Genomic DNA, 12,309 nt, shown 5'->3' on the forward strand with positions numbered 1-12,309 from the left:
TGCCGGCGAGGCCGAGACCCGCGTCGCCTACTTCATACAGAGCGAACCTGAGACGACTGTTAGAACGGCGCTCAGGCCGGTTGGCCGCCGGCGCGGGTTAGTCGTCGGGCGGGCCGCTGGCGTGCACGATGTCACCGAGGGGTTTCGGGGGACGGCTCAAACTCGCATAGATAAAAATCAAGGCCCTGGTCAGCTTCGCGCTGGTCAGGGCCTTGCTTATGTGCGCCGCCAGGGACTCGAACCCCGAACCCGCGGATTAAGAGTCCGCTGCTCTGCCAGTTGAGCTAGCGGCGCTCGTCGGCAACGGGACGAGACGGTAGCACGCCCCGGACGTCGCCCCGAAAAGGCAGGGGTCCGCCTCACCGCAGCGTCAGCGTGACCTGCCCTGTCGCGACCCCGGACGGGTCCACCACCAGGGTGTACGTGCCGGAGGCCGGCAGCACTGTCGGCCCGATGTCGCCAGCCCCGTTGACCACGCAGCCGCTGGTGATCGGGCTGCCGTCGGGGGCGCGTAGCTCCAGCACACCGCACTGGTCGGGTAGGTCGGAGGCGGTCGCGGTCAGACTCACCGACGTGCCGGCGCTGGCGGTGAACCGGTAGGTGGTGACCGCGCCGGGTCGGTCGACGGTGGCGACGACCTGCGGACCGCCGACGGTGATCGTCGCCGCCCGGTCGCGGCTGCTGACCAGCCGCAGTGTGGTCGCGCCGGTGCCGCGTCCGGTCGGATCGACCACCACGGTGTACGTCCCGTCGGCGGGCAGCAGCGTGCCGTCGATCTCGCCGACGCCGTTGACCACGCAGCCGCTGTGCAGCAGCCGGCCTTCGGTGTCGCGCAGTTCCAGCGGGGAGCACTGGTCGGCCAGGGTGCTCGTGGGCACCTCGACGAAGACGCGCTCGCCCTGCTGCCCGGTGAACCGGTACCGGGCCCGCGCGCCGGGCTGTTCGAGTGTCGCGGTGACCGTCGGACCGTTCGCCTGCAGCGTGCCGTCGACGTCCCGAGCCACGTACACCCGGACGGCGGCTCGTCCGGTGTCGCCGGGAGCGGCGGTGACCCGCACGGCGTACGTGCCGGTGGTGGTGAGGTCGACGCGGTCGATGTATCCGACGCCGTTGATGGCGCAGCCACTTCCGATCTCCCGGCCGCTCGGGTCGGTGAGCGCGTACGGCGAGCAGCGGTTGGCGATCCCGGGCGCGGTGACGTCGACGAAGACGGCGTCCCCGGCTCGGCCCGGGAACGTCAGGGCCGCCCCGCCGGGGGTCAGGCTGGCGGTGGCCACGGGTACGGCGATGATCGACGTGGCGGCGGGCGGGGCGACCCGCTCGGTGCTGGCGCCGGCCACCGCGAACTCGGGGCGGCCGCTGACCGCGACGTCGAAGACGCACTCGGCGAGCTGGGCGGGGGCGGTGACACCGGCCCACCGGCAGATCTGCTCGGCCGTGGCGCGGCGGGCCGGGTCGAGGTCGCCGACGGTGACCTCCCGTTCGGGGAAGGCGCGGTCGGTGAACGTGCCGGTGTCCTGCCCGTCGTCGTAGTGCAGCAGCGAGCGGTCCGGGGTGACCCGCCAACTGTCCGCGTACGTCGGGTAGAGCTGCGCGAACGGCACCGGTTGGGTGAGCGCGGTCCCGGAGGAGGGCGCGATGTCGTCGGTCGGGTCGCCGTCGAAGTCGCCGAGCAGGCCGCGTACCTTCCCGGCCCGACCGTCGGCGAGGCTGACCAGCACCCGGTAGCCGTAGTGGCCGATCTGGTCCACCGCCGCCGCGGAGCCGTCCGGCCACGTCACGTCGTACCCGTCGGTGGGTCCGGTGTCGGAGGGGCGACGGGTGAGGGCGCCGCCGCCGGGCAGGTCGGTGTGTTCCGGCGGCGCGGCCAGCGGCGCGCCGTCGACGTGTACGCGGGTGCCGCCGTCGGTGAGCGTGAGCGCGACCCGGTGGGCGCCGACCCGGAACGCGACCGCCGAGTTGACCGAGGCGGTCCGGGTGCCGGCCATCGGCGCCTGTCGGACCTGTACCTCCAGCGGGTCGTCGTCGGTGGCGGTGACCAGCGTGAACTCGCCCACGGCCTGGAAGTCGTAGGCGACCCGGTCGAACGTGACCAGGTGCGGGTCGCCGTTGCTGCCGCCGCAGTTCGCGCCCTCCTCGCAGAGCTTCACCGGACCCTTCTGCGGGGGCGTCTTCTTCGCCGGCTTCTTGCACTCGTCGAGGCTCTTCGGCAGTGGCTTCCCGTCGTACTCGGTGCGCGGCGGCAGGCCCTTCGCCGTCCGATAGCGGTTCTCCGCGAGTGTCGCCTTCACCTCGGCGGTACGGATGCCGGTGCTGCCACAGTCGCCCTGCGGGACCTTGCTCTGGGAGATGTCGTCGGCGTGGTTCAGCTCGTGGTAGAGCGCGGCGCAGGGGTCCCGGGACACACCGTCGCCGTACGGGTCGACGGACGTCGGATTCCAGGTGACCGTCGAGGAACCCTTCCCGTCGGGGCTGTCCGGGGTCTCGAACGCGCCCGAGCCGCCGGGGGTCGGGATGATCCGCACCCGGGGGGACTTCTTGTCCCGCAGCCGCGGGAGCAAGCCGGACGGGTCCCCGCCGGGCGCGGCGAACCCCTTCAGGCAGTTGTCGACCGCTCCCTGGAAGTCGACGCCGGCGACCGGCACGCCAGCGGTCGGGTCCACCGCGTAGTCGGCCCGGGCCGGTCGGGACCCGCCGACGACCAGCGCGCCGACGGACACCAGGAGCAGGGCCACCGCGGCGGCGGTCGGCCGGCGGCGGCGTATCCGCAGGAGGACCACCAGCGCGACGGTGAGCAGCGCCAGCAGCAACGCCGCGCCGGCAAGCCACAGCCAGCGCCGGCCGTTCACGCCGTCGCCGTCGCTGACGGTGAAGGTGGTGGTCCGCAGCGTGGTCCCGCCCGCGCAGAGGTTGGTCGCGCCGGTCACCGGCAGTGGCAGGTAGCCGGCGGTCACCTCGTACCGGCCGGGGGCGCCGACCGGCCACAGCGTGTCCAGGCCACCGCCTTCCGGGGTGGCTGCCACCGAGCGGAGCATCACCGCGTCCGGCGTGTCACCGTCGTGCAGACGTACCCCGATCAGGCTCACCGTTGTGGTCGCACCCGGTTGCACAGTGGCGAGATCGGCGGTGGCGGCAGCACCGATGCCGTCGTCGTGGAAGCTGCGGGCCAGCGTCGGCGTGAGGTCGCGCCCGTCGAGGCGTACCCCGGTCACCTGGACCGTGCCGACGGCGCTGGTCGGCAGCGCGCACTCCGCGCCGCTGGTGTTCGTGACCGTGAGGTCGAGGCGGACCTGGTCGCCGGCCCGGTAGTCGGCCTGGCCGGGTCGCAGGGCCAGGCCGAGGCCGCCGTCGGCGGGCGCCGCGGCGGCGCTCACCGCGCCGGCCGCCAGGGCGGTCAGCAGTACGGGAAATGTGGCCGCGAGTCGCACCGTCCACCTCATGGTGCGGACTGTAGGGGCGCGACGGCCGGTCTTCGCGCGCTCTGTCGGGGACCGGTCGCAGCCGTGCCGCGCGGCATCACCTGACCTGGACGGGCGTCACCGCCCCCGTAGACGAAGAAAGCTCCGACCAGGTGTCAACCACCGGTCAGAGCCTTGATCGTTGGTGCGCCGCCAGGGACTCGAACCCCGAACCCGCGGATTAAGAGTCCGCTGCTCTGCCAGTTGAGCTAGCGGCGCTCGTCGGCAACGGAGAGAACATTAGCACCCCCGGAACTCGGGCTCCAATTCGGTTACCCGGCTCCCCCCTTCGGTCGAGCTTTGCCGACAAAATGCCACAAACCGCCGCAGCCGCACACGACGGGGACTTGAGTTGCGGCGGTGATGCGGCACGATGTCCGCCAGGTACGCGAGAACAGAGGTGGGCATGGCACGGTTCACGCGAGCCGGAGCGGTGGTGGGCGCTCTGACTCTGGCGGCGTCGCTGGCACTGACCGGGTGTGGCGGCGAGCAGAAGAAGCCGGAATTCGTCGGCGGGACGGCGGCGGCCGACCCGGGCGCCGTGCCGGGCTCGTCCACGAGTCCGGACCCGAACACGCCGAGCACACCGAGCGGGCCGGCGCTCACCCTGAGCCCGGCCGACGGCACGAAGAACCGGCCGGTGAGCACGGAGATCAGCGCCAAGCTCCCGGACGGCGGGAAGGTGTCCGCGGTCACCCTGACGGCGGACGGCGGGGGTTCGGTGGAGGGCAAGCTGCGCACCGACGGTTCGGCCTGGGTGCCGTCCGCCCCGCTGAAGTGGGGCACCCGCTACACCGCGACGTTGACGGCGAGCGGGTCCGACGGCACGAGCAGTCAGGGCACCAGCAGCTTCACCACGATGGCCAAGCCGAAGTCGACCATCGGGTCCGGCCTGTACCTCTTCGACGACAAGAGCTACGGGGTGGCCATGCCGGTGGTCACCGAGTTCCACCCGGGCATCCCGAAGAAGGACCGGGCGGCGGTGCAGAAGCGGATGTTCGTCCGCACCGACCCGCCGCAGCCGGGAGCGTGGCACTGGGTCGACAACGGCACGCAGGCCTACTACCGGGCCCCGGAGTACTGGAAGCCGGGCACGACCATCACCGTGCGGATCGCCATCGCGGGGATGCCGCTGAGCAACGGCCGCTACGGCGACATGGACCGCAAGGCCACCGCGAAGATCGGCCGGTCGTTCGAGATGAAGGTCGACAACGCCAACAAGAAGATGACGGTGTACGAGAACGGCGCGCTCGTGCGCACCATCCCGGTGAGCCTGGGCAAGAAGAGCACCCCGTCGTCCAGCGGCACCATGGTCGTGATGGAGAAGAAGGAGGCCACGGTCTTCGACACCCGCGACGACCCGGACCCGGCCAACCGCTACGTCACCGACATCCAGTTCGCCCAGCGGCTCACCTGGGGTGGCGAGTACATCCACGCCGCACCCTGGTCGGAGCACGTGCAGGGGCGGCAGAACGTGTCGCACGGCTGCGTGAACGTGTCGATGGCGAACGCCAGGTGGTTGTTCGAGAAGACCCGGATCGGTGACCCGATCACCATCAAGGGCACCGAGCGCAAGATCGCCGCCGGCAACGGCTGGACGGCGTGGAGCCTGAGCTGGTCGGCGTTCGTCAAGGGCAGCGCACTACCCGTACCCAGTGGTGGGGCCGGCCCGGCGATCTGATTCGCCCGACGTCTATGCGCCGGTCCGGCCGACGGCCGGGCCGGCGCGTACTCTTGCAGTCTCGCGCCCCGACGACGCCGCAGCGACCCCTCAGACCCGGGTACGGAGACGAACCACGCTCACGAAACGCCGGATAGTAGCAAGAATCCGGCACCATGGTCGGCGTGTTTCGGTTCACCCTCGGCAACCGGGGCCGGCTCTGGCGCGTCAGTAGGAGACGATGGGGCAGCGACCACGACTGTGAGGGAATCATGCGAGCTAGCCAGGACCAGCTGATCAGGCGCGGTGGGCGACGCCGCGTATTCGCGGCAGGGCTGCTCGCCGTGGCGCTGGCCCTCACCTCCGCGTGCACCGACGGCGACGGCGGCAAGCCGTCCTCCTGGCACGGCGGCGGTGAGAACCCGGCTCCGAAGGCGGCGGCGACCATCAGCGAGCCGGCGGCCGACGCCAAGGACGTGCCGGCCTCCACCGGCATCACCTTCACCACCAAGGACGCCAAGGAAACCGCGGTCGAGCTCAAGGACGCGGCCGGCAAGGCGGTGGAGGGCACCCTCGCCGCGGACGGCAAGTCGTGGCTGCCGGCCGGCGCGCTGGAGTACGGCACCGCGTACACGGCGACCGTGACCGCCACCGGCGACGACGGGCGTCCGGCCACCGCGACCAGCACCTTCACCACGATGGCCAAGCCGGGCAATCAGGTACGGGTGACCAGCTTCCTCGGCGACAACCAGGTCGTCGGGGTCGGCATGCCGTTGATCGTGAAGTTCAGCCGGGGCATTCCTGAGGACTACCGGGACGACGTGCAGCGCCGCATGACGGTGACGTCGACGCCGGCGCAGGAGGGCATCTGGCACTGGGTCAGCCCCACCGAGATCCGGTACCGGCCGAAGGAGTTCTGGAAGACCGACAGCAAGGTCTCCTACCGGGTGCAGGCCGGCGGTCTGCCGATGGGCGAGGGCTGGTACGGCCGTGCCGACCTCACCGTGGACATCAAGATCGGCGCTGCGGTGGTCATGACTGTGGACAACAAGACCAAGCGGATGACGGTGACCCGCAACGGCTCTGTGATCAAGACCATCCCGGTCAGCCTCGGCAAGAAGAGCACCCCGTCGTCCAGCGGCACCATGGTCGTGATCGAGAAGCTGCGCAAGACGGTCTTCGACACGTTCGAGGAGCTGGGCCCGGAGGAGGGCTACCGCACCAAGATTGACTTCGCGCAACGCCTCACCTGGGGCGGGGAGTTCATCCACGCGGCGCCCTGGTCGGAGGGTCAGCAGGGCACCACGAACGTCTCGCACGGTTGCGTGAACGTGTCGATGGCCAACGGCGACTGGCTGTTCAAGAACACCCAGATCGGTGACCCCATCACCGTCAAGGGCACCGAGCGCAAGCTGCAGAACGGCAACGGCTGGACCGACTGGAACATGAGTTGGGACGAGTACGTCAAGGGCAGCGCCCTGCCGTACGAGCCTCCGGCCGACCCGGACACCACCCCGACGACCCCGGACGGCGCGACCCCGTCCGCCACGCCGACCGCCTGAGCCCGACGACGAAGGCCCCCTCCAACCCGGAGGGGGCCTTCGCGTATGCCCGCAGGTCGCCCCCACAACGACTCAGGCCCCCTCCGAAGAGGGGGCCTGAGCAGTGCAACCATCTGGGTGACTGATGGGAATTGAACCCACGACAACCGGGACCACAACCCGGTGCTCTGCCAACTGAGCTACAGCCACCACGCCGCCGTCGCCCGGTCGATCGCCCCGGGCGGGGTGCGGACCAATAATAGCGGCACCGCGGCCGGCCACGTCCAGCGGGTTCCCCGCGCGCCGGGCGCGGGGGTCAGAGTTCGGCGGCGATCGCCTTGGCGGTCTCCACGTCCGGGCCGGGCAGGGGGACGAAGAGCGTCCGCCGGTAGTACTCCAACTCCCGGATGCTCTCCCGAACGTCAGCCAGCGCCCGATGTGCGAGCCCCTTCTGCGGCTGGCCGAAGTACACCCGGGGGTACCAACGACGACACAGTTCCTTGATCGACGACACGTCGATCATGCGGTAGTGCAGGTGCGCGTCGAGGCGGGGCATGTCCCGGGCGATGAAGCCCCGGTCGGTGGCGATCGAGTTGCCGCACAGCGGGGCCGTACGCGGATCCTTGACGAAGCTGGTGACGTACTCCATCACCCGGTCCTCGGCCTCGGCGAGGGTGACCGTCGAACGACGGACCTCGTCGGTGAGGCCGGACTTGGCGTGCATCGTCTGCACGATCTCCGGCATCGCCTCCAACGCCGCCTCGTCGGCGTGGATGACCACGTCGACACCGTCACCAAGCACGTTGAGGTCGGGATCGGTGACCAGTGCCGCAACCTCGATCAGCTTGTCCCTGCCGAGGTCCAACCCAGTCATCTCACAGTCGATCCAGACGAGGAGATCAGCCACCGGCACAGCCTACGCGCAGCCCACGCCCTGCGGCTGCGCGCTGTCGGCCGCCCGGCCCGCTAGGGTTTCGGGGTGCCAGCAGAACCCGTAGCACCGCCCGCCGTCACGGACGACGATCCCGGCGGCCGTACGGTCCGTCGCCTGGTCGCGGTGGTGGCCCTCATCGCCGTGCTGCCAGCGCTCTACCTGCCCGGCCTGAACCACAAATTCCTCGACCTCAAGATCTACATGTCCGCGGTGGACTGGTGGCGCGTCGGCCACCCGCTCTACGACTACGTCCAACCTGACCGGGTGCAGGGCGAGTTGTACTTCACCTACCCGCCGTTCAGCGCGCTGCTGCTGTGGCCGTTCGGTCTGCTGCCGCTCGATGTCACCGTAACGATCTTCACGGTGCTGACCGTGCTGGCCGTGGTGCTGACGACCTGGTGGCTCGTGGCACCGGTGATCGCCCGACACGACCTGCCGCGGACGTTCACCCTGGTCGCCGCCGTGCTGCTGGTGCTGGCGGTGGAGAGCATCCGCGAGACGATCACCTTCGGCCAGATCAACATGCTGCTGGTCGTGCTGATCCTGGCCGATCTGCTGTACGCGGTGCCGCAGGCGCGACGGTGGGCCGGGGTGGGCGTGGGGCTGGCGACCGCGCTGAAGCTCTTCCCCGGCATCTTCATCGTGTACCTGCTGGCCACCCGGCGGTGGCGGGCCGCGGCGGTGGCGAGCGCGACCGCCGCGGCGGCGACCCTGCTCGCGGCGGCGATCGCCCCGCGCGACTCGTGGCGGTTCTGGACGCACGAGCTGTGGACCACCGAGCGGGTGGGGCGCACCGACATCGTGGGCAACCAGTCGCTGTTCGGCCTGCTCAGCCGGTTCACCGCACCGGAGAAGCCGGACCGGCTGCTCTGGTTGCTGCTGGTCGCCGTGGTCGCCGTCTACGGGCTGTGGCGGGCCACCCGCGCCGCGCGGGCCGGCGACGTGCTGACGGGCCTGACGTTGACCGGGTTCGTCGGTTCCCTGGCGAGCCCGATCACCTGGACCCACCACATCTACTGGTTCGTGCCGGCGGTGGTGCTGCTCGCGGACGCGGCGTTGAGCGCCGACCGGCCGGACGAGGCACGCCGACGGTGGTGGCTGTCGGCACTCGCGCTGGGCACCACCGCTGTGATCGTCTACGGCGTGGTGACGTTCCAGAAATGGGGTGTGGAACCGGTCCGCACCCATGATCCGGTGGACTTCGTCCTGCAGAACAGCTACGTGCTGCTCAGCCTGCTGCTGTTGGCGGCCCTCCCGATCCGTTCGGGACACCGTGCGGAAAATCGCACCAAATGGACAGACCTCTCCACTAGCCGCGATCAGCGCTAATCTGACCTCGTCTACCTCAAGCGTCGCTCGGGTAGCACCGCTCCCCCGGTGAAGGTGGCCCTCCGCGTCGGCAGCGCGGAGGGCCACCCGCCGTTGGGGCGCATCACCACAAGGCTCCGGAAACACGCCGGCCCGCCCGATGATGTTCGGGCGGGCCGGCGGGTGCGACGGGGTCAGGCCGTGGTGGCCGGCTCCCGGCGGGTCCGCGTGAACGCCAGGCCGCCGAGCACCAGGCCGGCCAGGCCGGCGACGAGACCGGCCACGCCGAGGCCGACCGCGAGGCCGTTGCCCTCGTCGTCATCGTCGTCGTCGGGGGCCGCAACGGCGGCAGTGGTCGGCGCGGCCGCACCCTCCGGCGCGGCGGCGGCCAGGGTGAGCACCGGCGCGGGGTTCTCCGGCTCCTCGCCGGCCGGCGCCGGGTCGTCGATCCACCGCGAGATGTTGCCGTCCGAGTAGGTCTGCAGGACCTTGAAGACCATCGTGTCGACCTTCGGCAGTGGCCCCATCGAGACGGGGAACTCCTGGAACTGACCCGGCTTCACCGCCGCGTCGCCGGTGGCCGTCCAGGTGATCTTCGAGACCGCCTCGGTGAGCTGGCTGCCGTGCACCTCGATCGGCGGGTCCACCTTGCGCGTCTCCGTGGCCACCGTCCAGCCGGGCACCGGCATCGTCGACACCGAGCCGACCGGGGCGTTCTCCGGCAACACCACCTCCAGCTTGTTGGTCGAGGCGGTGTCGCTCTCGTTGGGCACCCGGAACGCCACCCGCGCGTAGCCGCCCTGGGTCGCCTCCTTCGGGTTGACCGTGACGTGGGCGGACGCCGGTCCGGCGAAGCCGAGCACAGCGGTGGCGGCGGCGGTGAACGCCAGGGCGGCGGCGGTTGCGGTACGCCGGAATCGGGTCATGGGTTACGCGGACCTCTCTAACGGATGGGCACGGTGGCGGTCACCGTGGCCTGGTCGATGTCGGTCGTACGGGCGGTGATCTTCAGTTGCCACTCGCCTGCGGCCGGCAGGCTGACGTCGCCGTAGGCGTGGTTGTCCGTCAACGGCAGCAACGGGACCTCGATCGGCTCGATCCCGGCCGACGGCAGCGCCACGGTCGCCCGCCACTCCTTGACCGGCAGCGGCAGGTTGTCCTTGCTGTACGCGTACAGGTGGACCGAGTTGTTGCCCCGCTCGGCCGGGCTCAGCTCGACCTGCATGGTGTAGAGCGTGCTGGTCAGCGTGGTACTGAACAGGCCGGCCGAGACGTCGGACGACTCGGCGGCGGCAGTCCGGGCGGGTGGCGTCTGCACCAGCGTCGCGGACAGGCCCAGCACCACCGCCGTGACGGCCAACTCCACCCAGACCGCCCGGCGGACCGGGACGGGGCGCTGCGCCGCGACCCTGCTGCGCACCATCTGCCGGGAGTACGCGGCCACGCCGATCACCACGGCGAACAGTGCGATCTTGGCCAGCAGCAGCCGGCCGTAGGTGGTGCTGACCAGCGCCTGCGGGGTGGCCACCTCGATCAGCGCCTGGACGGTGCCGCCGAGCAGCAGGGCCGAGACGGCGAGCGCCGCCCAACGGGACCAGATCGGCAGAATCGCGCTCAACTCCCGCTCGTCGGCCCGCGGCAGCAGGAAGACGGCGAGCATCAGCAGGCCGCCCAGCCAGACCGCCATGCTGCCGAGGTGGACCGCGTCGACCACCACGGAGACCGCCGGCGCCGGGGAGGCTGCCGGGTGCCCGGCCATCGGCCAGGTCAGCAGGGCGGCGACGCCGAGCACGGCCAGGATGATCGCGTCGGTGCGGCCGGCCGGCCGGGCCAGCAGGGGCCGGAGCAGGAACACGGAGGCCGCCAGCAGGCCGAGCCGGACCAGGTGGGCGGCACCGAACGGGCTACCGAAGACGGTGCCGAACCCCTCGCCGCTCACCTCGAGGAGACCACCGCCGGCCGTGTACGGCACCTGCAACCACAGGTCGGCGAGGGTGGCGACGGTCACCAGACCGAGGCCGGTCCAGGCCAGCCGGGTCGGCCCGCGCCGAGAGAGCCGCCGTGGCCACAGCGCGGCGAGCACCAGCACCGGCCCGACCAGCAGCACCAGGCCCGCGTAGCCGAGGAATCGGGCCACCTTCACGGCGGTGCTCACCACCGGATCGGCGCGGCTGTCGTCCCCGCCGGAGTCGGCCGGCGGCGTCGAGGGCGCACCCACCGAGTAGGTGAACGCGCCGGACACCGGGTGGCTGTCGGCGGAGATCACCCGGAAGCTGACCAGGTAGGTCCCACGGCCACCGTCCGGTGCCACCGGAATCGTCACGGCGGTGTTGTCGAAGGACGGCTCACCCCGGTCGGCCCGGGAGCCGTCCGGAGCGATGACCCTGATCTTGCCGGGGACCTTGCGGACCGACTCGCTGAACGTGAGGACCACCTCGGACGGCCCGCTGGGCACGACCGAGGAGGCAGCCGGGCTGCTGCTCTGTAGCACCGCGTGGGCGCTCGCGGAGGTGGCCGGCGCGATCAGCAGAGCGCCGACGGTGACCAGCAGGCCGGCGGCGACAGCCAGCCGGGCGAGCCAGCGGCGGGGGGCGACAGTCATGCCAGCCATGGTCGCCGACCGGTGTGGATCTCGGCGACCCGAGTCGGGCAGCGGGCTCAACTCTGCTCAGCCGCCAGTGCCGCGCGTGAGGGATCGCGTGTCATGAGAAGGTAGTCGGCCCCCGCTGGGGAAAAGTTCCCGACGTGGCGCAGACCATCCACGGGTCGAAGGACCCTAACGCTCAGCCGAGCGGCGCGTATCGTGGTTTGTCGTGATCCCCGTCCCGCGTGACACCGGTTCCGCCGGTCCGGCCGAGCCGGCCGACGACGTCGCCCGGGACCCGGCCACCGAGTGGGCGTTGACCGCGCGCCACGGCGATCCGACCGCGCAGGCGGCGTTCGTCCGGCTGACCCAGGCCGAGGTCTGGCGCTTCGCCGCCGCCGTGGTCGACCCGGACAGCGCCGACGACCTGACCCAGGAGACGTACCTGCGGGCGTTCCGGGCTCTGCCCGCGTTCGAGGGCCGCTCCAGCGCCCGCACCTGGCTGCTCGGCATCGCACGTCGGGCCTGCGCCGACCACCTGCGCACGGTGATCCGTCGCCGCCGGCTCGACGAGCGCCTGACGGCCAACGCGTACACCGACCGCCCGCACCCGGACCCGTCCGGGCAGCTCGGAGCCGCCGACCTGGTCCGCCGGCTCAGCGCCGAACGGCGCGCCGCGTTCGTGCTCACCCAACTGCTCGGCCTGTCGTACGCCGAGGCGGCAGCCGTCGAAGGGGTGCCGGTGGGCACCATCCGGTCCCGGGTGGCCCGGGCCCGCGACGAGCTGGTCGAGGCGGTCGGCGACGCCCTGGCCGGCTGATCCC

Annotated in this window: 8 protein-coding genes and 3 tRNA genes; 4 read left to right on the forward strand and 7 right to left on the reverse strand. The window is 71.4% G+C overall.

Annotated features, from left to right (window positions below):
• Positions 1-221: 221 nt before the first annotated feature.
• The 3 genes from ABGB10_RS06335 to ABGB10_RS06345 all read right to left on the reverse strand — a co-directional run bounded on the left by ABGB10_RS06335 (position 222) and on the right by ABGB10_RS06345 (position 3,677).
• Positions 222-294, reverse strand: a tRNA-Lys gene (locus ABGB10_RS06335).
• A gap of 65 nt (positions 295-359) precedes the next feature.
• The gene (locus ABGB10_RS06340; protein WP_347659903.1) at positions 360-3,440 is read right to left on the reverse strand and encodes a VWD domain-containing protein; all 3,081 of its coding nucleotides are present in this window, start codon (positions 3,438-3,440) and stop codon (positions 360-362) included.
• A 161-nt stretch (positions 3,441-3,601) separates the two neighbouring features.
• A tRNA-Lys gene (locus ABGB10_RS06345) sits at positions 3,602-3,677 on the reverse strand.
• 187 nt (positions 3,678-3,864) lie between these two features.
• On the opposite strand from ABGB10_RS06345, the gene ABGB10_RS06350 reads away from it, so the two are divergent.
• Both ABGB10_RS06350 and ABGB10_RS06355 read left to right on the forward strand, forming a co-directional pair.
• Positions 3,865-5,139 (forward strand): Ig-like domain-containing protein, encoded by a 1,275-nt coding sequence (locus ABGB10_RS06350; RefSeq protein WP_347659904.1) that lies wholly within the window; start codon positions 3,865-3,867, stop codon positions 5,137-5,139.
• A 251-nt stretch (positions 5,140-5,390) separates the two neighbouring features.
• On the forward strand, positions 5,391-6,680 hold the full coding sequence (locus ABGB10_RS06355; RefSeq protein WP_347660151.1) for an Ig-like domain-containing protein: 1,290 nt from the start codon (positions 5,391-5,393) through the stop codon (positions 6,678-6,680).
• A 116-nt stretch (positions 6,681-6,796) separates the two neighbouring features.
• Here ABGB10_RS06355 and ABGB10_RS06360 read toward each other — a convergent pair.
• Positions 6,797-6,869 (reverse strand) — tRNA-His (locus tag ABGB10_RS06360).
• A gap of 106 nt (positions 6,870-6,975) precedes the next feature.
• Positions 6,976-7,572, reverse strand: a complete 597-nt coding sequence (gene orn, locus ABGB10_RS06365) for an oligoribonuclease (protein ID WP_347659905.1) — start codon at positions 7,570-7,572, stop codon at positions 6,976-6,978.
• Positions 7,573-7,638: 66 nt separating this feature from the next.
• On the opposite strand from orn, the gene ABGB10_RS06370 reads away from it, so the two are divergent.
• Entirely contained in the window at positions 7,639-8,922 is a 1,284-nt protein-coding gene (locus tag ABGB10_RS06370) for a glycosyltransferase 87 family protein (RefSeq protein WP_347659906.1), read from the forward strand.
• 173 nt (positions 8,923-9,095) lie between these two features.
• Here ABGB10_RS06370 and ABGB10_RS06375 read toward each other — a convergent pair whose 3' ends face one another.
• Both ABGB10_RS06375 and ABGB10_RS06380 read right to left on the reverse strand, forming a co-directional pair.
• A complete protein-coding gene (locus ABGB10_RS06375) occupies positions 9,096-9,827 on the reverse strand; it encodes a YcnI family protein (RefSeq protein WP_347659907.1) in 732 nt (243 codons plus the stop codon).
• A 17-nt stretch (positions 9,828-9,844) separates the two neighbouring features.
• The gene (locus ABGB10_RS06380) at positions 9,845-11,512 is read right to left on the reverse strand and encodes a copper resistance protein CopC (protein ID WP_347659908.1); all 1,668 of its coding nucleotides are present in this window, start codon (positions 11,510-11,512) and stop codon (positions 9,845-9,847) included.
• A 202-nt stretch (positions 11,513-11,714) separates the two neighbouring features.
• Between ABGB10_RS06380 and ABGB10_RS06385 the strand changes: the two genes are divergently transcribed.
• Positions 11,715-12,305, forward strand: coding sequence for a sigma-70 family RNA polymerase sigma factor (locus ABGB10_RS06385; protein ID WP_347659909.1), 591 nt, complete (start codon positions 11,715-11,717; stop codon positions 12,303-12,305).
• Positions 12,306-12,309 lie beyond the last annotated feature (4 nt).

It is taken from the genome of Micromonospora sp. B9E7 (assembly GCF_039871815.1).
Taxonomy (GTDB): domain Bacteria; phylum Actinomycetota; class Actinomycetes; order Mycobacteriales; family Micromonosporaceae; genus Micromonospora.

Bases quoted from the DNA above. Each gene is read 5' to 3' on its own strand.
- ABGB10_RS06340 (WP_347659903.1), bottom strand. From the start codon at position 3,440: ATGAGGTGGACGGTGCGACTCGCGGCCACATTTCCCGTACTGCTGACC.
- ABGB10_RS06350 (WP_347659904.1), top strand. From the start codon at position 3,865: ATGGCACGGTTCACGCGAGCCGGAGCGGTGGTGGGCGCTCTGACTCTG.
- ABGB10_RS06380 (WP_347659908.1), bottom strand. From the start codon at position 11,512: ATGGCTGGCATGACTGTCGCCCCCCGCCGCTGGCTCGCCCGGCTGGCT.
- ABGB10_RS06375 (WP_347659907.1), bottom strand. From the start codon at position 9,827: ATGACCCGATTCCGGCGTACCGCAACCGCCGCCGCCCTGGCGTTCACC.
- ABGB10_RS06355 (WP_347660151.1), top strand. From the start codon at position 5,391: ATGCGAGCTAGCCAGGACCAGCTGATCAGGCGCGGTGGGCGACGCCGC.